General features: G+C 69.6%; 22 protein-coding genes and 1 tRNA gene. 18 read left to right on the top strand and 5 right to left on the bottom strand.

What is annotated here, in order from left to right; translation table 11 throughout:
- Positions 1–57: 57 nt before the first annotated feature.
- The 3 genes from GGQ91_RS15010 to GGQ91_RS15000 all read right to left on the bottom strand — a co-directional run bounded on the left by GGQ91_RS15010 (position 58) and on the right by GGQ91_RS15000 (position 2,977).
- Positions 58–1,809, bottom strand: a complete 1,752-nt coding sequence (locus GGQ91_RS15010) for an ABC transporter ATP-binding protein (RefSeq protein WP_182592287.1) — start codon at positions 1,807–1,809, stop codon at positions 58–60.
- Positions 1,810–1,888: 79 nt separating this feature from the next.
- A complete protein-coding gene (locus GGQ91_RS15005) occupies positions 1,889–2,266 on the bottom strand; it encodes a hypothetical protein (protein ID WP_236952929.1) in 378 nt (125 codons plus the stop codon).
- Positions 2,267–2,290: 24 nt separating this feature from the next.
- Complete coding sequence (locus GGQ91_RS15000) at positions 2,291–2,977, bottom strand: DNA-binding protein (protein ID WP_182592286.1); 687 nt, start codon at positions 2,975–2,977, stop codon at positions 2,291–2,293.
- A gap of 350 nt (positions 2,978–3,327) precedes the next feature.
- Here GGQ91_RS15000 and GGQ91_RS14995 point away from each other — a divergent pair, with 350 nt between their 5' ends.
- The gene (locus tag GGQ91_RS14995; protein ID WP_043381882.1) at positions 3,328–3,993 is read left to right on the top strand and encodes a response regulator transcription factor; all 666 of its coding nucleotides are present in this window, start codon (positions 3,328–3,330) and stop codon (positions 3,991–3,993) included.
- Positions 3,993–5,318 carry a sensor histidine kinase gene (locus GGQ91_RS14990; protein ID WP_075380180.1) on the top strand — a complete coding sequence of 442 codons (1,326 nt, stop codon included), beginning with the start codon at positions 3,993–3,995 and terminating at the stop codon, positions 5,316–5,318. The genes GGQ91_RS14995 and GGQ91_RS14990 overlap by 1 nt, the downstream gene beginning before the upstream one ends.
- Positions 5,319–5,328: 10 nt before the next feature.
- Here GGQ91_RS14990 and GGQ91_RS14985 read toward each other — a convergent pair whose 3' ends face one another.
- Complete coding sequence (locus tag GGQ91_RS14985; RefSeq protein WP_043381887.1) at positions 5,329–6,720, bottom strand: aminotransferase-like domain-containing protein; 1,392 nt, start codon at positions 6,718–6,720, stop codon at positions 5,329–5,331.
- Between the two features lie 126 nt (positions 6,721–6,846).
- Between GGQ91_RS14985 and GGQ91_RS14980 the strand changes: the two genes are divergently transcribed.
- Both GGQ91_RS14980 and GGQ91_RS14975 read left to right on the top strand, forming a co-directional pair.
- A complete protein-coding gene (locus tag GGQ91_RS14980; RefSeq protein WP_342030099.1) occupies positions 6,847–7,134 on the top strand; it encodes a DUF1127 domain-containing protein in 288 nt (95 codons plus the stop codon).
- Positions 7,135–7,163: 29 nt separating this feature from the next.
- Complete coding sequence (locus tag GGQ91_RS14975) at positions 7,164–8,075, top strand: EamA family transporter (RefSeq protein ID WP_182592285.1); 912 nt, start codon at positions 7,164–7,166, stop codon at positions 8,073–8,075.
- Positions 8,076–8,172: 97 nt separating this feature from the next.
- Here the strand turns inward: GGQ91_RS14975 and GGQ91_RS14970 are convergent.
- Positions 8,173–8,249, bottom strand: a tRNA-Asp gene (locus GGQ91_RS14970).
- Positions 8,250–8,612: 363 nt separating this feature from the next.
- Here GGQ91_RS14970 and GGQ91_RS14965 point away from each other — a divergent pair.
- From GGQ91_RS14965 to nuoN, 14 genes are all read left to right on the top strand, one after another.
- A complete protein-coding gene (locus GGQ91_RS14965) occupies positions 8,613–8,978 on the top strand; it encodes an NADH-quinone oxidoreductase subunit A (RefSeq protein WP_182592284.1) in 366 nt (121 codons plus the stop codon).
- Positions 8,979–9,020: 42 nt separating this feature from the next.
- Positions 9,021–9,620 carry a NuoB/complex I 20 kDa subunit family protein gene (locus tag GGQ91_RS14960; RefSeq protein WP_043353985.1) on the top strand — a complete coding sequence of 200 codons (600 nt, stop codon included), beginning with the start codon at positions 9,021–9,023 and terminating at the stop codon, positions 9,618–9,620.
- Positions 9,621–9,629: 9 nt separating this feature from the next.
- Entirely contained in the window at positions 9,630–10,277 is a 648-nt protein-coding gene (locus tag GGQ91_RS14955; RefSeq protein WP_043381896.1) for an NADH-quinone oxidoreductase subunit C, read from the top strand.
- A gap of 16 nt (positions 10,278–10,293) precedes the next feature.
- The gene (locus GGQ91_RS14950; protein ID WP_182592283.1) at positions 10,294–11,484 is read left to right on the top strand and encodes an NADH-quinone oxidoreductase subunit D; all 1,191 of its coding nucleotides are present in this window, start codon (positions 10,294–10,296) and stop codon (positions 11,482–11,484) included.
- A 9-nt stretch (positions 11,485–11,493) separates the two neighbouring features.
- Positions 11,494–12,855, top strand: a complete 1,362-nt coding sequence (nuoE, locus tag GGQ91_RS14945) for an NADH-quinone oxidoreductase subunit NuoE (RefSeq protein WP_182592282.1) — start codon at positions 11,494–11,496, stop codon at positions 12,853–12,855.
- Positions 12,856–12,864: 9 nt separating this feature from the next.
- Positions 12,865–14,166 carry an NADH-quinone oxidoreductase subunit NuoF gene (nuoF, locus tag GGQ91_RS14940; RefSeq protein ID WP_182592281.1) on the top strand — a complete coding sequence of 434 codons (1,302 nt, stop codon included), beginning with the start codon at positions 12,865–12,867 and terminating at the stop codon, positions 14,164–14,166.
- A gap of 192 nt (positions 14,167–14,358) precedes the next feature.
- A complete protein-coding gene (nuoG, locus tag GGQ91_RS14935; RefSeq protein WP_182592280.1) occupies positions 14,359–16,440 on the top strand; it encodes an NADH-quinone oxidoreductase subunit NuoG in 2,082 nt (693 codons plus the stop codon).
- 10 nt (positions 16,441–16,450) lie between these two features.
- Entirely contained in the window at positions 16,451–17,473 is a 1,023-nt protein-coding gene (nuoH, locus tag GGQ91_RS14930; RefSeq protein WP_182592279.1) for an NADH-quinone oxidoreductase subunit NuoH, read from the top strand.
- Positions 17,474–17,501: 28 nt separating this feature from the next.
- Complete coding sequence (gene nuoI, locus GGQ91_RS14925; protein WP_043354217.1) at positions 17,502–17,990, top strand: NADH-quinone oxidoreductase subunit NuoI; 489 nt, start codon at positions 17,502–17,504, stop codon at positions 17,988–17,990.
- A 219-nt stretch (positions 17,991–18,209) separates the two neighbouring features.
- On the top strand, positions 18,210–18,830 hold the full coding sequence (locus GGQ91_RS14920; RefSeq protein ID WP_043354219.1) for an NADH-quinone oxidoreductase subunit J: 621 nt from the start codon (positions 18,210–18,212) through the stop codon (positions 18,828–18,830).
- A gap of 22 nt (positions 18,831–18,852) precedes the next feature.
- Entirely contained in the window at positions 18,853–19,158 is a 306-nt protein-coding gene (nuoK, locus tag GGQ91_RS14915; RefSeq protein WP_043351891.1) for an NADH-quinone oxidoreductase subunit NuoK, read from the top strand.
- Positions 19,159–19,240: 82 nt separating this feature from the next.
- Entirely contained in the window at positions 19,241–21,349 is a 2,109-nt protein-coding gene (gene nuoL, locus GGQ91_RS14910) for an NADH-quinone oxidoreductase subunit L (protein WP_043381907.1), read from the top strand.
- Between the two features lies 1 nt (position 21,350).
- Positions 21,351–22,871, top strand: a complete 1,521-nt coding sequence (locus tag GGQ91_RS14905) for an NADH-quinone oxidoreductase subunit M (RefSeq protein WP_043354224.1) — start codon at positions 21,351–21,353, stop codon at positions 22,869–22,871.
- 10 nt (positions 22,872–22,881) lie between these two features.
- Complete coding sequence (gene nuoN / locus GGQ91_RS14900) at positions 22,882–24,327, top strand: NADH-quinone oxidoreductase subunit NuoN (RefSeq protein WP_043354226.1); 1,446 nt, start codon at positions 22,882–22,884, stop codon at positions 24,325–24,327.
- The last annotated feature ends 3 nt before the right edge of the window (positions 24,328–24,330 follow it).

Here is a 24,330-nt window from a genome sequence, read left to right as displayed (position 1 = left end):
TCGGAGAGCCGAGGTAACGGAGGCGGGGCCGGACGCAAGGGGCCAGCAAGGGCCGGCTCACGCCGCCGTGCCGAGCCCCGGCAGGACCGCCTCGGGCGGCCCGGAGGCGACGATCCGGCCCGCCTCCAGGACGTGGACCGCGTCGGCGCCCTCCAGGGTCGACAGCCGGTGGGCGATCAGGATCAGCGTCCGCCGGCCCGACAGGGCGCGGAGTGCCCGCATCACGGCGCCCTGCGTCTCGTCGTCGAGGGCGGAGGTCGCCTCGTCGAACACGATGACGTCCGGGTCGTGGTAGAGCGCCCGGGCAATGCCGATGCGCTGGCGCTGGCCGCCGGACAGCCGGGCCCCGCGCTCGCCGACCCGCTCCGCGTAGCCGTGGGGCAGGGCGGCGACGAAGTCGTGGGCGCCGGCGAGCCGCGCCGCCCGCTCGACGGCGGCGCGGTCCGGCGCGTCGAGGCCCAGGGCGATGTTCTCCGCCACGGTGCCGTCCACCAGGAACACCTCCTGCGGGACGTAGCCGATCCGATTCTGCCAAGCGGGCAGGGTCCCGGCATCGAGGGGGCGGCCGTCCACGGTGATCTGCCCGGCGGTCGGGCTCAGGACGCCGAGGATCAGTCCGGCGAGCGTCGACTTGCCCGAGCCGGTCCGCCCGGCGAGGCCGACCGTGGTGTTGACCGGGATCGTCAGGTCGATCCCGGCGAGGGCCGGACGCCCGGTGCCGTAATCGAAGCCGAGACCCTCGAGCCGGATCGCCCGGGCGAAGGGCAGCCTGTCCGCGGTGCGGGGCAGGGGCTCCCGCTCGTCGGCGAGCTCGTCGACGATGACCCGCACCGCCGGCAGGGTGAAGCGCATCAGCGCCACCGAGGTGAAGATGTTCTGGAAGGCCGGCAGCATGCGGTAGCCCGCAAAGGCGAACAGGCCGAGGAGCGGCAGGATCCCGGCGACGTCGAGACCCTGGGCGAGCGCGAACAGCACCACCACGATCACCCCGCCGAAAGCCAGGGCCTCGATCACGAAGCGCGGCATCTGGCCGGTGAGCTGGCTCGCCGCGGTGGCGAGGGCGTAGGCCCGGGCCGGGGCGTCGAACCGAGAGGCGAACGCCTCCGCGCGCCCGTAGAGCTTCAGCTCGGTGAGCGCGCCGAAGGTCTCCTGCACGATCCGGAAGCGGGCCTCGTTGTCGGCGACGGTGCGGCTGCCCAGCCGGGCGAGCCGGGCGCGCATCACGAGGTAGATCCCGACATAGAGTCCGCCGAAGCCGCCCCCGAGGATCAGCGCGAGCTGCGGCGCGTAGGCCAGCAGGAAGGCGATCACCGCGAGTGCCGAACTCGCCCGCGAGGCGAGCACCGTGGCGGGCGTCAGCGCGCCGATCACCAGCCGGTCGGTCTCCGACAGCACGTTCTTGGCAAGCTCGGCGCTGTTGGCTTTCGCGAAGAACAGCCGCTCCCGGTCGAGGTAGCGGAACAGCAGCCGCCGGCTGAAGCCGTAGCCGGCCAGATGGGTGAACCGGAGCTGCGCGTAGGTCAGCCCGGCATTCACCAGCGCGGTGACGAGGATCGCCGTAAGCGCCGCGCCGCCGGTGACCAGCAGGAAGCTGCGCTCGTCGGTCAGGCCGAGGACGCTCCGGGCCTGGGCCAGATAGGGGACCCGGGTCGCCGCCGACGGATCCCCGACCAGCGTCAGGAACGGGATCACCGCGGCGACGCCCACGACCTCCAGCAGCGCCGCCGCCGCGAGCCCGAGAGCGATCAGGGCGAGGCGCCGCCGGTCGGCGGCCCGCATGGCCCGGACGAGGTCGATCAGCGCGCGCATGGCGTCGCGGGTGTCAGCGGGACGGCTCGCATGGTCGGCCGGGCTTAAGCGCGCCGTCCCGGCCTGTCCACGCCGGGGCTCAGCCGAGCTTCTTGAGGGCGCCGAGATCCACGTCGCCGTCCTGGCTGGTGAAGGTCAGGGTCTTGGCGGTCCCGTCCGCCTGCGCGACGCCGCCGATCCGGTGGTCGCCGCTGTCGTAGGTCGAGACCTGCCCGTCGCGGTCGATCAGCAGGCGGCGCTTGTCGGGGAAGAAGGCATATTTCATCCCGTTCTGCGCGCCGCTGGTCGCGGGCTCGCCGAGATCCTTCGGCCACCAGGGCTCCATGCCCTTCATCGGTTCCATGGGCTTCATGGGTTCCATCGGCTTCATCGGTTCCATCGGCTTCATCGGTTCCATGGCGCGCACCTCCTGCCGGTCGAGAGACAGGAGGACGCGGCAGGAGAGGAAGGGTTGCATGCGTCCCGCCCGCCGCGGTGGACCTCACAGCGGCGGGAGTCCCGGTGCCGGCCGCTTGCGCACCTGGCCGTCGAAGCCGACATGGAGCTGCTGCTCGCGCCCGTCCCGGTCCTTGGCGGCCACCTCCAGATGACGCGGACCGCGGCCCGTGACCCGCACGTCGCTGTAGCCCGCCGCCTGGACCGATGCGGTCAGGGCGGCGGTGTCGAGCTTCGGCCCGAGACCGAGCCGGTCCTTGGCCCAGTCCAGGCTCCCCGTCGGCGGACCGCCCGCCGGCCCGAGCAGCAGCGTGCGCCCGTCCCCGTGGGTCAGGATCCGGGCATGCAGGAAGCCGGTCTCGAAACGGCCCTGCACCGTCACGGTCTCGCCCTTGGCGACGAGGCCGCCGTCCTCGCCCTCGCGACCCGTCTCCACGAGCGCGCGCCCGGTCCCGTCCTGCACCACGAACTTGTTGCCGAAGATCTCCGCGACCTCGCCCTTGATGGCCGTCGCGCCCGAGGGGGCCAGGGCCTGGATCGCCACCGGCGCGACCGGCGTCGGCTGGAACGGCGTTCCCTGCGCCAGGGACAGGCCGACGGCGCCGAGCGCCAGCGGCAGCGCCACCGCGCCGACCACCCAGGTCCGTCGCGGGATCGCCTTCGACGCCGGCGCGGCGGCTTCGGTCTCGCGGATCTCCCGCGCGGTCCCGTCGATGGTCTTGTCGTCGCTCATGATCTCATCCTCTGAAAGGGTCCGGATCCGCTCGATCCGATGCCCCTTCGTAAGGCGCCGCCGGCAATCCGATCTGAACCGCGCGGTTCAGGCCCGGTTAAACGCGCCGCCCTAGAGCGCCTCGTGTGGAACCCGTGCGCGTTCAAAGGCTTGGCAGCGGGCGCTGATGCGGGCCGGCAGCTCGGCGCCCGCGTGGCCGTCCCGGCGGCCCAGGTGAGACAACGGCCCTAAGTCCTGGCGGCGGCAGGGTTCGCGGCCGCGGCCGCGGGTGAAATCAGCCGGATGCCCGGCGCATCGCTCCGGCGGCGGTCGAAACCGGCCATCGGGGGCCAGACGGGGAGATCAGACGCGTGAAGATCCTGCTGGTGGAGGACGACGCGGCCCTCGCGGCGGAGGTCGCCAAGGTCCTGCGCGCCGAGAATTTCGTGCTCGACCACGCCGCCACCGGCGAGGACGCCCAGCATCTCGGCGAGACCGAGGGCTACGATGCCGTCGTGCTCGATCTCGGCCTGCCGAAGGGCGACGGCGTCTCGGTGCTGCGGGCCTGGCGCGGGGCCGGGCGGACCCTGCCGGTGCTGGTGCTCACCGCCCGGGACGGCTGGAGCGACAAGGTCGCGGCCTTCAAGGCGGGGGCGGACGATTACCTCGTCAAGCCGGTCCGGGTGGAGGAGCTGGTGATCCGCCTGCGCGCCCTCGTCCGCCGGTCCCAGGGCGGCGGGGCGAGCCGGATCACCTGCGGCCCCCTGAGCTTCGATCCGGGGCTCGGCGCCTTCGAGCACGAGGGCCTGCCGCTCAAGCTCACCGGCCTGGAATGGCGGGTCCTCTCCTGCCTGATGCTGAACCGCGAGACCGTGGTGCCGCGCCTGCACCTGATCGAGCGGGTCTACGAGGGCGACGCGGACGTGGACTCGAACTCCGTCGAGGTGATCATCACGCGGCTGCGCCGGAAGATCGCGCCGGCCCGGATCGAGAGCGTGCGCGGCCACGGCTACCGCCTGCACGCGGAACCCGCCTGATGGCGGAGGCGACGCAGCGGCGCTCGCTCCGCACACGCCTGCTGACCGCGGCCCTGGTGCTGGTGCTGGCCGCCCTGGTGGTGGCGGGCCTCGCCATCGGGGTCATCCTGCACCGGTTCGTGCGCGGGCAGCTCGACGGCCGCCTCGACGCGCAGATCGTGGCCCTGCGCGCGGGGCTCGAGGCCGGGATCCTCCCGCAGACGCTCGACGCACCGCCCTTCGACCGGCCCGGCCCCGGCTGGGCCTGGGAGGTGCGCCGGGGCCCCGAGACGATTCGCTCCGGCTCCCTGCGGGGCGGCGACATCCGCCTGTCCGACCCCGGTCCGGACGACGATCCGGGCCGGCCGCATCCGGCATCCGGCACGGGGCCGCACGGCGAGCCCCTCATCGCCCGGGTGCTGGTCGTGCCAGGGCCCGAGCCCGCGACGATCGTGGCGGCGGCGCCGGAGGGAGAACTGCGCGGGCCGCTGCGCGAGGCGCTGACCAGCCTCGCGGTGGCGCTGGGCATCCTCGGCCTGTGCCTGCTCGCCGGTCTGGCGGTCCAGGTACGCCTCGGCCTCGCGCCGCTGACGCGCCTGCGCGCGGACCTCGCGTCGGTCCGGGCGGGGCGGCGCGAGCGCGTGCCGGCGGACCAGCCCGCCGAGATCGCGCCGGTGGTGGCGGAACTCAACGCCCTCCTCGATCAGAACGCGCAGAACCTCGAACGCGCCCGCGGCCACGTCGCCAACCTCGCCCACGCCCTCAAGACGCCGCTCGCCACCCTGTCGATGGCGCTCGCGGAGCCCGCCCGCGACCCGGACGGGGCCCTGCGCCGGCAGGTGGACGACATGGACCGGCGGGTGCGGCACCACCTCCGGCGCGCCCGGGCCGCGGCCCTGGCGGGATCGGCCCGGGGCCGCACGGCCCTGGCGCCCCGGCTGTCGGACCTGCGGGCTGCGCTCACGCGCATCTATGCCGAGAAGGGCGTGGCGATCGACCTCGACGTCCCGGAGGCCCTGTCGGTCCCCTGCGAGGGCCAGGATCTCGACGAGATGCTCGGCAACCTCGTGGACAATGCCTGCCGCTGGTGCCGGAGCCGCGTGCGGGTCTCCGCGACGGCGCGCGACGGCGGTGTGTCCCTGTCGGTGGAGGATGACGGGCCCGGCCTCGACCCGGCGGCGGCCTCCGCCGTCATGGCGCGGGGCCGCCGCCTCGACGAGGGCGTGCCGGGCCACGGCTTCGGGCTGCCGATCACCCTGGAACTCGCCGAACTCTACGGCGGCGGCCTGAGCCTCGGACGGTCCGAACTCGGCGGCCTGCGGGCGGACCTGGTTCTCCCGGCCTGACCGGGAACGCTCAGCCCAGCGCCTCCCGCAGGATCGGGCGGATCCGCGGATCGGCGCAATGGGCGACGTTGAAGCGCATGTAGCCGTTCCAGGCATCCGACAGGCTGAACGAGGTTCCCGGCGCCAGCACCATGCCGCGGGCGAGCGCCCGGCGGGCGACATCGGCCCCGTCGCGCCCGTCCGGCAGGCGCATCCACAGGAAGAAGCCGCCCCGGGGCTGCGCCCAGGTCTCCAGGCCGCAGGCGCGCAGCTCCGCGGCGGCCTGCACCATCGCGCCGGCGAGCCGGCGGCGGGTCTCGGCGAGGTGCCGCCGGTAGGCGCCCTCGGTGATGAGCGCATGCACCAGCGCGGCCGTGATGTGTCCGTTGCCGAGGCTGAGGGCCAGCTTGAGGTCGACCAGCGGCTCGACCCAGTCGGCCCGGAGCGCGATCCAGCCGCAGCGCGCCGCCGCCGACAGGGTCTTGGAGAAGCTGCCGATCTGGATCACCCGCTCCAGCCCGTCGAAGCCCGCGAGCCGCGGGGCCGCCTCGGGTTCGAGGTCGCCGAAGATCTCGTCCTCCACGATCAGCGTGTCGTGGGCCTCGCACAGCTTCAGCAGGCGGTGCGCCACGGTGGGCGCGAGGCTCGCCCCCGTCGGGTTCTGAAGGGCGGCGTTGGTCAGGTAGAAGCGCGGCCGGTGCTGCTCCAGCAGGGTCGCGAGCGCCCGCAGGTCCGGCCCCTCCGGCGTGATCGGCACGCCGACCACCGCGACGCGCTGTGCGCGCAGCAGCGCCAGGAAGTTGAAATAGCAGGGATCGTCCACCAGCACGGTGTCGCCGGGCTGGAGCAGGAAGCGGCAGACGAGGTCCAGCGCCTGCGTGGCCGATTCGACCAGCACGATCTGGTCCGGCTCGGCGCCGACGCCCTTCTCGCCGATCTTGCGGGCGATCTGGTGGCGCAGGGGCGCGTAGCCCAGGGGCCGGTCGTAATTGGTCATCTCGGCGAGGTCGGCCCGGGCCACCCGGCGCAGGCCCCGGCGGATCGCCTCGTGGGGCATCCAGGAATCGGGCAACCAGCCGGCCCCGGGCTTCAGCTGATCCGAGCCGGCCTGCTGCGCCTGCCGGGTGATCCAGAGCGGGTCGACGATCCGGTCGAGCCGCGGCCCCATCGCCTGGAGCGAGAGCGGCCGCGTCTTGCCAGCGACGTAGAAGCCAGAGCCCGGCCGCGCCACCACGGCGCCCTCGGCGGCGAGGCGCTCGTAGGCTTCCACGACCGTGGATTTCGAGACGCCCATCGTCTCCGCAAAGGCCCGCACCGACGGGATCCGCACGCCCGGAACCAGCCGCCGCGCCGCGATCCGCTCCCGGATCTCGCCGACCACGGCCTCGACGCGCGTCCCGGGACTTCTGACTGCGACCGCCATCCGTACTGCTCTTTCGTCCGGACAATTCTTCTGAACCGTACCGAAGTGTTCCTGTCGCCGCCAGCCCCGCGGCGCCAGGATCGCCCCGCCCCAGAACGATGGAGGAGGGGATCCATGAACCCGTGCATGACCGAAACCGCCACCCTCGAGGCCCGGACCGGGCGGCTCGCCCGGATGGCCGGAACCGTCCTCGCCCTCGCCGCCGAGATCCGCGCCGGCCTGTCGCGGGCGGCCATGAACCGCCGCGTGCTCCACCGCCTGTCGACCCTGTCGGACCGGGAGCTGAAGGATATCGGGTTGACGCGCCAGGACGTGGCGGATGCCTGCGTCCCGGGCACCGGCGACGCGATCCATCGGCTGATCGGCCGCCGCGACGAGCGCCGCCAGGCACGGGGGGCGGCGCGGCGGTGGTGACGCGGCCGCGTGCGGCGTAGGATCCGCCCATGACGCTGCGCGACGGGCTCGCCGCAATCCTGGTGGTCACGATCCTCGGGCTGGCCTTCGTGGCCATCAAGGCCGGCCTCGAGACGGTGCCGCCGCTGATGCTGTGTGCCCTACGCTTCGGCTTCGCGGCCCTGCCGGCGGCGCTGGTAATCCGGCCGCCCCGGGCCCCCATGGCCCTGGTGGCCGGATTCGGGCTCGCCCTCGGGGTCGGCCAGTTCGGGCTGCTCATGACCGCCATCCGCTTCGGGATGCCGGCCGGGCTGTCGTCGCTGCTGATCCAGGTCCAAGTGCCGCTCACCGTGGCGCTCGCCTGGGCGGTGCAGAAGGAGCGCCCGCGCGGCCTTCAGGTGGTGGGGGGCGGGATCGCGCTCCTCGGCGTCGCCGCGGTGGCGCTCGAGCGGAGCGGGGGCGCCCCGCCGGGCCCATTGCTCCTGGTCGTCGGCGCGGCCCTGTCCTGGGCCTGCGCGAACGTCATCGTGAAGCGGATCGGCCGGGTCGACATGCTGGCGCTGATGGTCTGGGGCAGCCTCGCCACCACGCCGCCGCTGCTGATCCTGTCGCTGATCATCGAGGGACCGGGCGCCCTGGCGGCGCTGGCACATCCGAATTGGGCGGCGGTCGGATCGGTCGCGTTCCAGGCCTACCCGACGACGCTCCTCGCCTTCGGCCTCTGGAACGGGCTCCTGACCCGCTACCCGGCGGCCGCGGTGACGCCCTTCGCCCTGCTGGTGCCGGTGGCCGGCATCCTGAGCACACATCTCGTCCTGGGCGAGCCGCTGAGCGCCGACATCCTGGTCGGTGGCAGCCTCATCCTGGTCGGGATCGCGTTGAGTCTCAGGGGCGGCCGGTCCGCCGTCCGGTCCTCGGGGCGGGACGCCCTCGGCCCCGCGGCGGATGCTCCGCAGCCCTGACGCCAAAGTCCCGCCGCATGCGCCGCGCAGACCTGCCGCTCATGGCAGGCGTGCTCGCTCTTGCGAGATCGGACCGACAAATGTTGAAGAAGGGACGTGGCGCGGGCGACGGGGCTCGAACCCGCGACCTCCGGCGTGACAGGCCGGCACTCTAACCAACTGAGCTACGCCCGCACGGCGTGGTCGCTTCGGAGGGGGCGTTTTGCCCGGCGACGGGGCGGGGTTTATGGGGCGCTTCGGGCCCTGTCAAGCGCATCCGGCGCGGATTCGCATGCGCGTCGACTGAGGAACGCGGCGAGGCACCCCGACTCGGGGCCTGCGCGCTTCCGCCGTGTTGCGCCAGCGCCGCGCAAGCCCATCTTGGACATGACTGACAAGACGGCTGACAGCGCGCTTTGTGCGACGCGACAAGCCATTGTCACGGGCCGGCGGCTCGACTAAGCCTCCGGCCGCGCGCATCCTGGCATAAGAACAATTCCACGGGCGGATCCGGGTCGGCGTCGCACCGCGGTTTCACTCCTCTCGCGAGGCCCTGGCATGACCGGATTGTTGGCGGATTACCTGCCGCTCATCGTGTTCATCGGCGTGGCGCTGTTCATCGCCATCGCGCTGCTGGTCGTCCCCTTCCTGGTCGCCTTCAAGAGCCCCGATCCCGAGAAGCTTTCGGCCTACGAGTGCGGCTTCAACGCGTTCGACGACGCCCGCATGAAGTTCGACGTGCGCTTCTACCTTGTCGCCATCCTGTTCATCATCTTCGACCTCGAGGTCGCGTTCCTCTTCCCCTGGGCGATCACCTTCGGGGATCTGGGCTGGTTCGGCTTCTGGTCGATGATCGTCTTCCTGGGCGTGTTGACCGTCGGCTTCGTCTACGAGTGGCGCAAGGGCGCCCTCGAATGGGATTGATGCCCCGCCGCTCGCCGCCCGCACTGCATTCCTGAGTCGCCGATGGCCCTGATCACCGACACGAACCGCGCCCTGTCCCGCGCCCCCGCGATCGCGCCCCAGCCGAAGGGGATCATCGATCCCAACACCGGCCGTCCGATCGGCGCGGACGATCCGACCTTCCTGTCGATCAGCGACGAGTTGGCCGATCGGGGCTTCCTGCTGACCACCACGGACGAGCTGATCAACTGGGCCCGCACCGGCTCGCTGATGTGGATGACCTTCGGCCTCGCCTGCTGCGCGGTCGAGATGATGCAGATGTCGATGCCGCGCTACGATTGCGAGCGGTTCGGCTTCGCGCCCCGCGGCTCGCCCCGCCAGTCCGACGTGATGATCGTCGCCGGCACGCTGACCAACAAGATGGCCCCGGCGCTGCGCAAGGTCTACGACCAGATGCCGGAGCCCCGCTACGTCATCTCCATGGGTTCCTGCGCCAACGGCGGCGGCTACTACCACTATTCCTATTCGGTGGTGCGCGGCTGCGACCGGGTGGTGCCGGTGGACATCTACGTGCCCGGCTGCCCGCCCACCGCCGAGGCGCTGCTCTACGGCGTGCTGCTGCTGCAGAAGAAGATCCGCCGGACCGGCACGATCGAGCGCTGAGGAGCGGCCATGACGAACGGCATCTCGATCCTGCCCCATACCCAGCCGGCCTACGGCGCCGATGCCGTCGCGGCCTTGGCCGAGCGGGTCACCGGCGCCCTCGGGCCCGCGGTGGTGTCCCACACCATCGCGTTCGGCGAGCTGACGCTGGTGGTCCAGGCCTCCGACATCGTCTACGCGCTGACCTACCTGCGCGATGATCCGGCCTGCGCCTTCCGCAACTTCATCGACATTTGCGGCGTGGACTATCCGCAGCGCGAGAAGCGCTTCGACGTGGTCTATCACCTGCTCTCCCTGCGCCATAACCTGCGCATCCGGGTGAAGGTGCAGACCGACGAGGTGACCCCCGTCCCGTCGGTGATCGAGGTGTTCCCCGCCGCCAACTGGTACGAGCGCGAGACCTACGACCTCTACGGGATCCTGTTCTCGGGCCATCCCGACCTGCGCCGCCTGCTCACCGATTACGGCTTCGAGGGGCACCCCCTGCGCAAGGACTTCCCGCTGACCGGCTTCGTCGAGGTCCGCTACGACCAGGACCAGGCGCGGGTGGTCTACGAGCCGGTCCAGCTGACGCAGGAATTCCGGAACTTCGACTTCTTGTCCCCGTGGGAAGGCACCGACTACGTGCTGCCGGGCGACGAGAAGACGTCGGCATGAGCCGCGGAGACCGCCCGTGACCGAACACAACATCCGCAACTTTGCGATCAACTTCGGCCCGCAGCACCCGGCCGCGCACGGCGTGCTGCGCCTCGTGCTGGAACTCGACGGCGAGGTGGTCGAGCGGGTCGATCCGCATATCGGGCTGCTCCACCGCGGCACCGAGAAGCTCATCGAGTACAAGACCTACCTGCAGGCGACGCCCTATTTCGACCGGCTCGACTACGTGTCGCCGATGAACCAGGAGCACGCCTTCTGCCTGGCGATCGAGAGGCTCGCCGGGATCGAGGTGCCGCGCCGCGCGCAGCTGATCCGCGTGCTGTTCTGCGAGATCGGCCGCCTGCTGTCGCACCTCCTCAACGTCACCACGCAGGCGATGGATGTCGGCGCCCTCACGCCCCCGCTCTGGGGCTTCGAGGAGCGCGAGAAGCTGATGATCTTCTACGAGCGGGCCTCCGGCGCCCGGCTCCACGCCAACTACTTCCGGCCCGGCGGCGTCCACCAGGACCTGCCGCCGAAGCTGATCGACGACATCGACGCGTTCTGCGACCCGTTCCTGCAGGTCGTCCAGGATCTCGACGACCTCGTCATGGCCAACCGCATCTTCAAGCAGCGCAACGTCGATATCGGCATCGTGTCGGTGGACGAGGCGATGGAGTGGGGCTTTTCGGGCGTGATGGTGCGCGGCTCAGGGATTCCCTGGGACCTGCGCAAGGCGCAGCCCTACGAGTGCTACGAGGAGATGGAGTTCGACATCCCCGTCGGAAAGAACGGCGACACCTACGATCGCCAGGTGATCCGCATGGAGGAGATGCGCCAGTCCGTGCGCATCATGAAGCAATGCGTCGCCAAGCTGCGCCAGCCCGCCGGCCAGGGGCCGATCGCCTCGGTCGACGGCAAGTTCGCCCCGCCGCCGCGCCGGGAGATGAAGCGCTCGATGGAGGCGCTCATCCACCACTTCAAGCTCTACACCGAGGGCTTCCACGTGCCCGAGGGCGAGGTCTACGCCGCCGTGGAAGCGCCGAAGGGCGAGTTCGGCGTCTATCTCGTGTCGGATGGAACCAACAAGCCGTATCGCTGCAAGATCCGCGCGCCGGGCTTCGCGCATCTTCAGGCGATGGACTGGATGTGCCGCGGGCACCTGCTGGCCGACGTGTCCTGCGTGCTCGGCACGCTCGACATCGTGTTCGGCGAAGTGGATCGGTAAGTTAGAGCGATGGCAAACCGCAGACTCGCCCCCGCCTCGGAGCAGCCCGAGAGCTTCGCGTTCTCCCCCGAGAACGCCGAGTGGGCCAAGACCCAGATCGCCAAGTACCCGGAAGGCCGTCAGGCCTCCGCGGTGATCTCGCTCCTGTGGCGGGCGCAGGAGCAGAACGGCGGCTGGCTGCCGCGGGCGGCCATCGAGGCGGTGGCGGCCGAGCTCGGCATGCCGAACATCCGCGTGCTGGAGGTGGCCACCTTCTACACGATGTTCGCTCTCGAGCCCGTGGGTCGCTTCTGGATCCAGGTCTGCGGCACGGTGCCGTGCGATTCCTGCGGTGCGCGGGGTCTCAAGGAGATGCTGCAGGCCCGGCTCGGCCCCCCCGGCCACGTCTCGGCGGACGGCACCTTCTCGTGGCTCGAGGTCGAGTGCCTGGGTGCCTGCTGCAACGCGCCGATGGTGCAGATCAATCAGGACTACTACGAGGACCTGACGCCCGAATCCCTCGGCCAGCTGATGGACGACCTCGCCGCCGGACGGCCCGTGAAGGTCGGCTCGCAGACCGGGCGCGTCTCGTCCGAGCCCCAGGGCGCCGTGAACACGCTCACCGACCCGACCCTGTTCGACGGCTCGCGCGTCGGCGCGTGGCGCAAGCGCTTCGAGGAGGCCGGAAAGGTCGAGACGCCGGCCGCCCAGACCGGCGAGGCGGCCTCCGGAACGCAGCAGGCCGCCGAGAACCCGAAGCCGGCGCGGCCCGATGTCGGCCGGCCGATCGAGCGTCCGGCATCCGACGCGCCGGCCCAGCGCGCCGCCAACGGCGAGACGCCGGTCAAGGCGGAGGATCGCGCCGACGCGGCCGAGCGCGGCCGGTCCACCGCGAAGCACGGCTCCGCCCGGCCGGGCGACGCGGACGTGCTCGATTCGCCGGCCAAGCGTGTCGCCGAGGGCGAGCCCGCCGCCGGCGACCAGGGCCATCAGGACGTGCCGGCGCGCGACGCCGTCCCGCAGCAGCCGGAAGCGTCGGGCGCCAGCGCGGGCGAAGTCGCGGCCGAGGCCGAGGAAGCCCGCATCGCCGGCGCCCTCGCGGCCCTGCCGAAGGATGCGAGCCCGGAGCGGAAGGCCGACGCCGTGGGCAAGCGCCCGCCGGGCCTCGACGCCGCCCGCGTCGGGAAGCCGGACGATCTGACGCGCATCACGGGCGTCGGCCCGGGCAACAGCCAGCGCCTGAACGGGCTCGGCATCTACCATTTCGACCAGATCGCCGCGTGGTCCCGCGACGAGATCACCTGGGTCGGCACCTACCTCGCGTTCCCGGGTCGCATCGACCGGGAGAACTGGGTGGGGCAGGCCAAGGCCCTGTCGGCGCCGGCTCAGTGAGGACCTGACATGCTGTCGGATCAGGATCGCATCTTCACCAACCTCTACGGGCTCCACTCGCCGGGCCTGGACGCCGCCAAGAAGCGTGGCGCCTGGGACGGGACCAAGTTCCTGCTGGAACAGGGCCGCGACTGGATCATCGAGGAGATGAAGGCCTCGGGCCTGCGCGGCCGCGGCGGCGCGGGCTTCCCCACCGGCCTCAAATGGTCGTTCATGCCCAAGAAGTCCGACGGGCGCCCGCACTACCTCGTGGTCAATGCCGACGAGTCGGAGCCGGGCACCTGCAAGGACCGGGAGATCATGCGGCACGACCCGCATCTCCTGATCGAGGGCTGCATGCTGGCCTGCTTCGCGATGAACGCGCATGCCTGCTACGTCTACATCCGCGGCGAGTACGTCGCCGAGAAGCACGCCCTCCAAAAGGCCGTGGACGAGGCCTACGCGGCCCGCCTCGTCGGCCAGTCGAACGTGCACGACTACCCGTTCGACATCTACGTCCACCACGGCGCCGGCGCCTATATCTGCGGCGAGGAGACCGCGCTCATCGAGAGCCTGGAGGGCAAGAAGGGGATGCCGCGGCTGAAGCCGCCGTTCCCGGCCAATATGGGCCTCTACGGCTGCCCCACGACGGTGAACAACGTCGAGTCGATCGCGGTCGCCGGCACGATCCTGCGCCGGGGCGGCGCGTGGTTCGCGGGCCTGGGCGGCAAGAACAACACCGGCACCAAGCTCTTCTGCGTCTCCGGGCACGTCAACAAACCGTGCAACGTCGAGGAGGAGCTGGGCATCACCTTCCGGGAGCTGATCGACCGTCATTGCGGCGGCATGCGCGGCGGCTGGGACAATCTTTTGTGTTCCATCCCGGGCGGATCCTCAGTCCCCCTTGTTCTCGCGGAACAAATCATCGACGCGAAGATGGATTTCGACACCCTGCGCAACCTCGGCTCCGGCCTGGGCACGGCAGCGGTGATCGTGCTCGACAAGTCCACCGACATCGTCGCGGCGATCACCCGGATCTCGTACTTCTACAAGCACGAATCCTGCGGCCAGTGCACGCCGTGCCGGGAGGGCACGGGCTGGATGTGGCGGGTGATGCAGCGCATGACCGAGGGCCGCGCCCAGAAGCGCGAGATCGACATGCTGTTCGAGGTGACCAAGCAGATCGAGGGTCACACGATCTGTGCGCTCGGCGACGCGGCGGCCTGGCCGATCCAGGGCCTGATCCGGCACTTCCGCCCCGAGATCGAGAAGCGCATCGACCGCTACACCGCGAACCCGCACAGCGAGCCTGTGCCGATGGCTGCGGAGTAAAGGCGCTATGCCGGTGTCCAACCCACAGCCTCAGCCTGAGATGCCCGCGTCGGCGGGCCTCGCGGGAGGCCTCCCGAGATCGCGAGGCGGGCTGGACATCTCCTTCGAGGCTCGGCTGCGCCTCGCACCTCAGGATGAGGGTGCGGGTGGGATCCGGCCTCGTGCGTTTGGGCCAGTTTACGAGACGATCCGATGACAAAAATCCTCGTCGACGGCACCGAGGTTGACGTCCCCGCCGATTACACGCTGCTCCAGGCCTGCGAGGCCGCGGGGGCCGAGATCCCGCGCTTCTGCTTCCACGAGCGCCTGTCGATCGCCGGCAATTGCCGCATGTGCCTCGTCGAGCTGAAGGGCGCGCCCAAGCCCGTGGCCTCTTGCGCCTACGCGGTGAAGGATTGCCGCCCCGGCCCGAACGGCGAGCCGCCGGAGGTGCTGACCCGCTCGCAGGGGACCAAGAAGGCCCGCGAGGGGGTGATGGAGTTCCTCCTCATCAACCACCCCCTCGACTGCCCGATCTGCGACCAGGGCGGCCATTGCGACCTGCAGGACCAGGCCATGGCCTACGGGGTCGATTCGACCCGCTACACGGAGAACAAGCGGGCGGTCGAGGAGAAGCATATCGGCCCGCTGGTGCGGACCGCGATGAACCGCTGCATCCACTGCACCCGCTGCGTGCGCTTCCTCGCCGAGGTGGCGGGCGTGCCCGACCTCGGCGCCATCGGCCGCGGCGAGGACATGGAGATCACGAGTTACCTCGAGCAGTCGATGGCCTCGGAGCTTCAGGGCAACGTCGCCGATCTCTGCCCGGTGGGCGCGCTCGTGCACCGGCCGCAGAGCTACAACGTCCGGCCGTGGGAGCTGAACAAGACCGAGTCGGTCGACGTGATGGACGCGGTCGGCTCGGCGATCCGCATCGACACCCGCGGCCGCGAGGTCATGCAGATCGAGCCGCGGATCAGCGAGGAGATCAACGAGGAGTGGATCTCCGACAAGACCCGCTACCACATCGACGGGCTGCGGATGCAGCGCCTCGACCGGCCGTACCTGCGCGAGAACGGCCGGCTGCGGCCCGCCTCCTGGGGTGAGGCGTTCCAGGCCATCGCCGCCAAGGTGAAGGGCGCGGATCCGAAGCGCATCGGCGCCGTGGTCGGCGATCTCGCGGGCGTCGAGGAGATGTTCGCGCTCCGCGAGCTGATCAAGAGCCTCGGCACGCCGAATCTCGATTGCCGCCAGACCGATGCCGGGCTCGACCCGGCGCTCGGCCGCGCCTCCTACATCTTCAACCCGACCATTCCGGGCATCGAGGCGGCGGACGCGATCCTGATCGTCGATGCCAACCCGCGCACCGAGGCCTCGCTGCTCAATGTCCGCATCCGCAAGCGCTGGCGCATGGCGCCGCTGGCGGTGGGCGTGATCGGGGAGCCGGTCGATCTGACCTATCCGAGCCATTATATCGGCGCCGGCCCCGACTCGCTGGCGGCGCTGTCCCGGGGCGAGCACAGCTTCCTCGACGTCCTCAAGGAAGCCAAGGCGCCGCTCGTCCTCGTCGGCGCCCATGCCGAGCCGGGCGTCCTGGCCGCGGCGGCGTCGCTGGCGAAGTCGATCGGCGCGATCTCGGCCGAGTGGAACGGCTTCGGCGTGCTGCACACGGCCGCGGCCCGCGTCGGCGCGCTCGATCTCGGCTTCGTGCCGGGGGAGGGCGGCCTGACCTTCGCGCAGATGCTGGAGCCGGGCGCGCTGGACGTCCTGTTCAACCTCGGCGCCGACGAGCGCGACGTCGCCCCGGGCGCCTTCGTGATCTACCAGGGCAGCCATGGCGACCGCGGCGCCTCCCGCGCCGACGTGATCCTGCCGGGGGCCGCCTACAGCGAGAAGTCGGCGACCTGGGTGAACACGGAAGGCCGGGTCCAGATGGGCAACCGCGCCGCGTTCCCGCCGGGCGACGCCCGCGAGGACTGGGCGATCCTGCGCGCCCTGTCGGACGTCCTCGGCAAGCGCCTGCCCTTCGATTCGCTCACCGCGCTCCGCCGGGCGCTCTATGCCGCCCACCCGCATTTCGCGGCGATCGGCGCCGTGGAGCCGGGCGACGTCGTGGAGGCGGCGGAGAAGCTGATCCGTCTCGGCACCGCGACCGGCGGGCCGGCCTTCGCTTCGCCCGTGACCGACTTCTACCTCACCAACCCGATCGCCCGCGCCTCGCGGATCCTCGCCGAGTGCTCGCGCCTTGCCCGGGAGCGCGCCGCCGAGGCGCAGCCCCTCGCAGCGGCCGAGTAGGAGCCCACCGATGACGTCGCTCGAAATCCTCGGGACCGTGCTCCTGATCGTGCTGAAGAGCTTCGTGCTGCTCTCGGCGCTCCTCGTCTTCATCGCCTATGCGCTGCTCGCCGACCGGAAGATCTGGGCGGCGGTGCAGCTTCGGCGCGGGCCGAACGTGGTCGGACCCTTCGGCCTGTTTCAGTCCTTCGCCGACCTGATCAAGTTCGTGCTCAAGGAGCCGGTGATCCCGGCCGGGGCCAACAAGGCGATCTACCTGCTGGCGCCGCTGGTCTTCGCGATGCTCGCCCTGTCGAGCTGGGCGGTGATTCCGCTCGCCGACGGCTGGGCGATCGCCGACATCAATGTCGGCATCACCTACATCTTCGCGATCTCGTCGCTCGGGGTCTACGGCGTCATCATGGGCGGCTGGGCGTCGAACTCGAAATACGCCTTCCTCGGGGCGCTCCGCTCGGCGGCGCAGATGATCTCCTACGAGGTCTCCCTCGGCTTCGTGATCATCTGCGTGCTGCTCTGCGCCGGCTCGCTCAACCTCTCCCGCATCGTGATGGCGCAGGACACGAGCCTCGGGATCCTCGGCTGGTACTGGCTGTGGCTGTTCCCGATGTTCGTGGTGTTCTTCATCTCGGCGCTCGCCGAGACGAACCGCCCGCCCTTCGACCTGCCGGAGGCCGAATCGGAACTCGTGGCCGGCTACATGGTCGAGTATTCCTCGACCCCGTACCTGCTGTTCATGCTGGGCGAGTACGTCGCCATCATGAGCATGTGCGCGCTCGGAACCATCCTGTTCCTGGGCGGCTGGCTCTCGCCGATCCCCTTCGCGCCCTTCACCTGGGTTCCCGGCGTGATCTGGTTCGTCCTGAAGGCGAGCTTCCTGTTCTTTCTGTTCGCGATGGTGAAATCCATCGTCCCCCGCTACCGCTACGATCAGCTCATGCGCCTCGGCTGGAAGGTCTTCCTGCCGATATCGCTGGTCTCGGTCGTCGTCGTCGCCTTCGTGCTCAAGCTGACCGGCCTCGCGCCGGGCGCCTGAGCCCACCCGCCGAATCGGAGATCCGGGCATGAAGCTCGATCAGGTCGCCAAGAGCCTTCTGCTGAAAGAGTTCGTGTCGGGGATGGTCCTCGGCATGCGCTACTTCTTCAAGCCGAAGGCCACGATCAACTACCCCTTCGAGATGGGCCATCGCGGCCCGCGCTTCCGGGGTGAGCATGCCCTGCGCCGCTATCCCAACGGCGAGGAGCGCTGCATCGCCTGCAAGCTCTGCGAGGCGATCTGCCCGGCGCAGGCCATCACCATCGAGGCGGGCCCCCGCCGGAACGACGGCACCCGCCGCACGACGCGCTACGACATCGATATGGTGAAGTGCATCTATTGCGGCATGTGCCAGGAGGCCTGCCCGGTGGATGCGATCGTCGAGGGGCCGAATTTCGAGTTCTCGGTCGAGACCCGTGAGGAACTGCTCTACGACAAGCAGAAGCTCCTGCTGAACGGTGACCGTTGGGAACGCGAGATCGCCCGCAACATCGCGATGGACGCACCGTATCGCTGACGCATCGTCCCGAAAGGCGGCCACCTGCTTTCGGAAGAAGGCGGTGAGTCGCAAGGGGATGGCGCAACGTCCCGGTCCCGTTGTCCATGACGATGCGCGAGACATGACGGAGGCGCTGTTGTGCCCCCGCCGACCGGGTTCTATAGACGGGCCGCCCGCTGCGGACCGTTTCAACGCACGGCAGAAGGGGCCGCTCCGGCGGCCGATCCCGATCAGCGCATGACCGCAGCAGCCGCCTTCTTCTACCTGTTCGCGAGCGTCACGGTCGCGTCGGGCTTCATGGTGATCGCCTCGCGCAATCCCGTAGCCTCGGTGCTGTTCCTGATCCTCGCCTTCGTGAACGCCGCCGGGCTGTTCGTCCTGATGGGCGCCGAGTTCCTCGCGATGATCCTCGTAGTCGTCTACGTGGGCGCGGTGGCGGTGCTGTTCCTGTTCGTGGTGATGATGCTCGACGTCGATTTCGCCGAGCTGCGCCAGGGCTTCCAGCAATACCTGCCGATCGGCGGCCTGATCGGGGCGATCTTCCTCGTGGAGCTGTTGCTGGTGGTGGGCTCCTGGAGCATCGATCCGGGCCTCGTCCAGGCGCCCCTCGGCAACGTCGCGTCGGCCGAGAACCTCACCAACGCCCAGGCGCTCGGCCGGGTGCTCTACACCGACTACGCCTACTTCTTTCAGCTCGCCGGCCTGATCCTGCTGGTGGCGATGATCGGCGCCATCGTGCTGACGCTCCGCGACCGGCCGGGCGTGAAGCGCCAGGACATCGCGGTCCAGAACGCCCGCACCCAGGCCATGGCTGTGGAGACCCGCAAGGTCCCGTCGCGCCAGGGTGTCGAGGTCTGATGTCCGCCGGAGGTTTCGAACGATGATCGGCCTGAGCCACTACCTCACCGTCGCGGCGATCCTGTTCACGCTCGGCGTGCTCGGCATCTTCATCAACCGCAAGAACATCATCGTCATCCTGATGTCGATCGAGCTGATCCTGCTCTCGGTCAACATCAACCTCGTCGCCTTCTCGACGCAGCTCAACGACATCACCGGACAGGTCTTCGCCCTGTTCGTGCTGACCGTGGCGGCCGCCGAATCGGCGATCGGCCTCGCCATCCTCGTGGTGTTCTTCCGCAACCGCGGGTCGATCGCGGTGGAAGACGTCAGCATGATGAAGGGCTAGGGCCTTCTTCTTCGCGCGCCCCGAGTGACATCCGGACGCCGCCGCCCCGCGGTCGGCCCGGAGGACGGACTGCAAGAGAGCGATGTATCACGCGATCGTCTTCTTCCCGCTCATCGGCTTCCTGATCGCCGGCCTGTTCGGCCGGTACATCGGGGCGCGGGCCTGTGAGTACATCACCACGTCCTTCCTCGCCTTCACGGCGCTGATCGCCTGGGGCGTGTTCATCGACGGCGGTCCGGCCGAGCGCGTGCAGGTCGCCTCCTGGTTCGCGGCCGGCGACCTCCAGGTCGACTGGGCCTTCAAGGTCGACACCCTGACGCGGGTGATGCTGGTGGTGGTCACCACCGTCTCGACCCTCGTGCACCTCTACTCCGTGGGCTACATGGAGGAGGACCCGCACCGGCCGCGCTTCTTCGCCTACCTGTCGCTGTTCACCTTCGCCATGCTGATGCTGGTGACGGCCGACAACCTCGTGCAGATGTTCTTCGGCTGGGAGGGCGTGGGCCTCGCCTCCTACCTGCTGATCGGCTTCTGGTACGAGAAGCCCTCGGCCAACGCCGCCGCCATGAAGGCGTTCATCGTCAACCGCGTGGGCGATTTCGGCTTCTCGCTGGGCATCTTCCTGACCTTCGTCCTCACCGGCTCGGTGGCGTTCGACGCGATCTTCGACAAGGTCGACGCGATCAAGACGCTCTCCTTCCACTTCCTCGGCTACGACTGGAACGCCCTGACGCTCGCCTGCCTGCTCCTGTTCATGGGCGCCATGGGCAAGTCGGCGCAGTTCCTGCTCCACACGTGGCTGCCCGACGCCATGGAGGGCCCGACCCCGGTCTCGGCGCTGATCCATGCCGCCACCATGGTCACCGCCGGCGTCTTCATGGTCGCCCGCCTGTCGCCGCTCTTCGAGGAAGCGCCGAACGCGCTCATCGTCGTGACGGTGATCGGCGGCATCACGGCGTTCTTCGCGGCAACGATCGGCCTCGTGCAGAACGACATCAAGCGGGTGATCGCCTACTCGACCTGCTCGCAGCTCGGCTACATGTTCGTGGCGCTCGGCGTCGGCGCCTATTCGGCCGGCGTGTTCCACCTGTTCACCCACGCCTTCTTCAAGGCGCTGCTGTTCCTCGGGGCCGGCTCGGTCATCCACGCGATGCACCACGAGCAGGACATGCGGAACATGGGCGGCCTGCGCCGTTACATCCCCTATACCAGCGCCATGATGGCGATCGGCTCCCTCGCGCTGATCGGCTTCCCCTACACGGCCGGCTACTACTCGAAGGACGCGATCATCGAGGCCGCCTACGCCTCGACCCGGCCGGGCCACACGCTCGCCTTCCTGTGCGTCGTGGTGGCGGCGTTCTTCACCTCGTTCTACTCCTGGCGCCTGTTCTTCATGACATTCGAGGGACCGGCCCGCTGGGGTGCGCATGCCGCGCACGACCATCACGACGCTCCCGCGGTGGCGCATTCCACCCTGGCGCACGAGGCCGACGGCCTGCCCGGTCACACCGAGGGCGCGGCCCACGACGACCACGGCCACGACATCGAGCCGGCCCACAGGAGCGACCTCGTCGCCGACGACCATCACGGGCACGGCCACCACGGTGACCACACGCCCCACGAGAGCCCGCTGGTGATGACGATCCCGCTGGCGATCCTCGCCTTCGGCGCGCTGTTCGCCGGGATCATCTTCCACGACCGCTTCATCGGCGAGGGGATGGACGCGTTCTGGGGCCACGCCCTGGCGCACGGGCCGAACAACCACATCATGCACGAGATCCACGAGGTTCCGGCGCTGGTCTCCTACTCCCCGTTGATCATGCTGATCCTCGGCTTCGTCCTGGCCTACTGGATGTACATCCGCCGGCCGGAGCTGCCCGGCGAGCTCGCCGCGCAGCAGCCGTCGCTGTACCGGTTCCTGCTCAACAAGTGGTACTTCGACGAGATCTACGACCGGATCTTCGTCCGCCCGGCCAAGGATTTCGGCCTGTTCCTCTGGAAGCAGGGCGACGGTCGGATCATCGACGGCCTCGGGCCGAACGGCATCGCGGCGCGCGTCGTGGACGTGACCCGCGGCGTGGTCCGGCTCCAGACCGGCTACGTCTACCACTACGCCTTCGTGATGCTCATCGGCGTCGCCGGCCTGATCAGCTGGTACCTGATGTCCGGCCTGCCCAAGGGGGCTCACTGACATGCTCGGCCTCGGCATCCTCTCCGGCCTGCTGATCGTCCCGCTCTGCGGCGCGGCCTTCATCCTGACGCTGAACGGCGACGAGGAATCGGTCGCGCGCAACAGCCGCTGGGCCGCCCTCGCGACGACAATCGTCACCTTCCTGCTCTCCCTGGTGGCCTGGAACCGCTACGACGCCGCCTCGTCGAGCTTCCAGCTGGTGGAGAGCCACGCGTGGCTCACCGAGACGATCCGGTTCAAGCTCGGCGTCGACGGCTTCTCGATGCCGCTGATCCTGCTGACCACCTTCCTGATGCCGTTCTGCATCGGCGCGTCGTGGCACTCGATCCACTTCCGGGTGAAGGAGTACTTCGTCGCCTTCCTCGTCCTCGAGACGACGATGATCGGCGTGTTCGCCTCTCTCGACCTGCTGCTGTTCTACCTGTTCTTCGAGGCCGGCCTGATCCCGATGTTCCTGATCATCGGCATCTGGGGCGGCGCGCGCCGGATCTACGCGAGCTTCAAGTTCTTCCTCTACACCCTGCTCGGCTCGGTGCTGATGCTGCTGGCCGTGATGGCGATGTACTGGCAGGCCGGCACCACCGACATCCCGACCCTGCTGCAGTACCGCTTCCCGGTGCAGATGCAGACATGGCTGTGGCTCGCCTTCTTCGCCTCCTTCGCGGTGAAGATGCCGATGTGGCCGGTCCATACCTGGCTGCCCGACGCCCACGTGGAGGCGCCCACGGCCGGCTCGGTCATCCTGGCCGGCATCCTCCTGAAGATGGGCGGCTACGGCTTCATCCGGATCTCCCTCCCGATGCTGCCGGTGGCGAGCCACGACTTCGCACCCTTCGTCTTCGCCCTGTCGGTGATCGCGATCATCTTCACCTCGCTCACCGCGATGATGCAGACCGACATCAAGAAGCTGATCGCCTATTCGTCGGTGGCGCATATGGGCTTCGTGACGCTCGGCCTGTTCACCCTGAACGAGCAGGGCATCCAGGGCGCGCTGTTCCTGATGATCTCGCACGGCATCGTGTCGGGGGCGCTCTTCCTATGCGTCGGCGTGGTCTACGACCGGATGCACACCCGCGAGATCGCCGCCTATGGCGGCCTCGTGAAGCGGATGCCGCTCTACGCGGTGGCCATGCTGATCTTCACCATGGCCAATGTCGGCCTGCCCGGCACCTCCGGCTTCGTGGGCGAGTTCCTGGCGATGCTCGGCGCCTTCAAGGCGAACCCGAATGTGGCCTTCTTCTCGACCTTCGGCATCATCCTGTCGGCGGCCTATGCCCTGTGGCTCTACGCCCGGGTGGTCTACGGCAAGCTGGAGAAGCCCAACCTCCAGGGCATCCTGGATCTGGATACCCGCGAAAAGATCATCCTGGCGCCGCTGGTGGTGCTGACGATCTACTATGGGGTGCACCCGGCTCCCGTGCTCGACGTGTTCGCGCCCTCCACGGATGCGCTGATGGCGAGCATGAAGGCCGCCCTCTCGAACACCCAGACGGCCGCCGCGGCGCTGCCGATCCCGCGCTGAGGCGGACACCATGACAACCGTCCACTCCGTCCTGCCCTCACTGGCGCCGCTCCTGCCCGAGCTGATCCTCGGCGTCGGCGTCATGGTCCTGATCCTCTACGGCGCCTGGCGCGGCGAACGCTCCGCCGAGACCGTGAGCATCGGCGCCCTGGTCCTGCTCCTCGTCGCCCTGTCGGTGGTGATCTCCCAGCCGGCCCAAGGTCGGGTGACCACCCTGTCGGGCGCGTTCGTGTCGGATGCCTTCTCCAAGGTGATGAAGTCGCTGGTGCTGCTCGGCTCCTCGGCGACGATCCTGCTGGCGCACGACTTCTTCAAGCGCGAGCGCATCGACCGGTTCGAGTTCCCCGTGCTGATCGTGCTCTGCACCATCGGCATGATGGTGATGGTCTCGGCCAACGACCTGATCGCGCTGTATCTCGGCCTCGAGCTTCAGTCGCTCGCCGCCTACGTGATCGCCGCCTTCCACCGGGACGACGTCAAGTCCACCGAGGCTGGCCTCAAGTACTTCGTGCTCGGCGCGCTCTCCTCCGGCATGCTGCTCTACGGCGCCTCGCTGGTCTACGGCTTCACCGGCACCGTCTCGTTCCCCGGCATCGTCTCGGCGCTCACCGAGAATGCCGGCTTCGGCATCGTGCTGGGTATCGTGTTCCTGGCGGCCGGCGTGTGCTTCAAGCTGGCGGCCGTGCCGTTCCACATGTGGACGCCCGACGTCTACGAGGGCTCGCCGACCCCGGTGACGGCCTTCTTCGCCTCGGCGCCCAAGATGGCCGCCGTGGCGATGACCGTGCGGGTGTTCATCGGCGCCATGCCGGACGTGACGGCGATCTGGCAGCAGATCTTCATCTTCGTCTCGATCGCGTCGATGGCGCTCGGCTCCTTCGCGGCCATCGGCCAGACGTCGATCAAGCGCCTGATGGCCTACTCGTCGATCGCCAATATCGGCTACGCGCTGATCGGGCTCGCCTCCGGCTCGGAGGAGGGGATCAGCGGGCTCGTCATATACATGATCATCTACCTCGCGATGACCCTCGGCACCTTCGCGATCATCCTGTCGCTCCGGCGCAGGGAGGTGATGTTCGAGAAGATCGACGATCTGTCGGGTCTGTCGCGGACGCATCCGTGGCTGGCCTTCTGCCTCGCCGCGATGATGTTCTCGCTGGCCGGCATCCCGCCGCTGGCCGGGTTCTTCGCGAAGTTCTACGTCTTCGCCGCCGCGATCAAGGCGGGCCTGGTCACCCTGGCGGTGATCGGCGTCGTCACCAGCGTCGTCGGCGCCTACTACTACCTGCGGCTGGTCAAGATCATGTATTTCGACGAGCCCCGGGAGCCCTACGAGACGATGGCGCCGGGCCTGCGCGTGGTGCTCGCCCTCTCGAGCGTCGTGGTGGTGCTGTTCTTCCTCCTGCCCGGGCCGCTGGTCGGCGCCGCAGGCCGGGCCGCCCGGTCTCTGTTCTAGGAC

Source organism: Methylobacterium fujisawaense (assembly GCF_014138435.1).
Classification (GTDB): Bacteria; Pseudomonadota; Alphaproteobacteria; order Rhizobiales; family Beijerinckiaceae; genus Methylobacterium; species Methylobacterium fujisawaense.
This window is presented reverse-complemented; position numbering and strand designations above follow the sequence as displayed.

Bases quoted from the DNA above. Each gene is read 5' to 3' on its own strand.
- GGQ91_RS14955 (WP_043381896.1), top strand. From the start codon at position 9,630: ATGACGAACGGCATCTCGATCCTGCCCCATACCCAGCCGGCCTACGGC.
- GGQ91_RS15010 (WP_182592287.1), bottom strand. From the start codon at position 1,809: ATGCGCGCGCTGATCGACCTCGTCCGGGCCATGCGGGCCGCCGACCGG.
- nuoG (WP_182592280.1), top strand. From the start codon at position 14,359: ATGACAAAAATCCTCGTCGACGGCACCGAGGTTGACGTCCCCGCCGAT.
- GGQ91_RS14985 (WP_043381887.1), bottom strand. From the start codon at position 6,720: ATGGCGGTCGCAGTCAGAAGTCCCGGGACGCGCGTCGAGGCCGTGGTC.
- GGQ91_RS14975 (WP_182592285.1), top strand. From the start codon at position 7,164: ATGACGCTGCGCGACGGGCTCGCCGCAATCCTGGTGGTCACGATCCTC.
- nuoF (WP_182592281.1), top strand. From the start codon at position 12,865: ATGCTGTCGGATCAGGATCGCATCTTCACCAACCTCTACGGGCTCCAC.
- GGQ91_RS14980 (WP_342030099.1), top strand. From the start codon at position 6,847: ATGACCGAAACCGCCACCCTCGAGGCCCGGACCGGGCGGCTCGCCCGG.
- GGQ91_RS14965 (WP_182592284.1), top strand. From the start codon at position 8,613: ATGACCGGATTGTTGGCGGATTACCTGCCGCTCATCGTGTTCATCGGC.
- nuoK (WP_043351891.1), top strand. From the start codon at position 18,853: ATGATCGGCCTGAGCCACTACCTCACCGTCGCGGCGATCCTGTTCACG.
- nuoE (WP_182592282.1), top strand. From the start codon at position 11,494: ATGGCAAACCGCAGACTCGCCCCCGCCTCGGAGCAGCCCGAGAGCTTC.
- nuoL (WP_043381907.1), top strand. From the start codon at position 19,241: ATGTATCACGCGATCGTCTTCTTCCCGCTCATCGGCTTCCTGATCGCC.
- GGQ91_RS15000 (WP_182592286.1), bottom strand. From the start codon at position 2,977: ATGAGCGACGACAAGACCATCGACGGGACCGCGCGGGAGATCCGCGAG.
- nuoH (WP_182592279.1), top strand. From the start codon at position 16,451: ATGACGTCGCTCGAAATCCTCGGGACCGTGCTCCTGATCGTGCTGAAG.
- nuoN (WP_043354226.1), top strand. From the start codon at position 22,882: ATGACAACCGTCCACTCCGTCCTGCCCTCACTGGCGCCGCTCCTGCCC.
- GGQ91_RS14960 (WP_043353985.1), top strand. From the start codon at position 9,021: ATGGCCCTGATCACCGACACGAACCGCGCCCTGTCCCGCGCCCCCGCG.
- GGQ91_RS14990 (WP_075380180.1), top strand. From the start codon at position 3,993: ATGGCGGAGGCGACGCAGCGGCGCTCGCTCCGCACACGCCTGCTGACC.
- GGQ91_RS15005 (WP_236952929.1), bottom strand. From the start codon at position 2,266: ATGCAACCCTTCCTCTCCTGCCGCGTCCTCCTGTCTCTCGACCGGCAG.
- GGQ91_RS14905 (WP_043354224.1), top strand. From the start codon at position 21,351: ATGCTCGGCCTCGGCATCCTCTCCGGCCTGCTGATCGTCCCGCTCTGC.
- GGQ91_RS14920 (WP_043354219.1), top strand. From the start codon at position 18,210: ATGACCGCAGCAGCCGCCTTCTTCTACCTGTTCGCGAGCGTCACGGTC.
- nuoI (WP_043354217.1), top strand. From the start codon at position 17,502: ATGAAGCTCGATCAGGTCGCCAAGAGCCTTCTGCTGAAAGAGTTCGTG.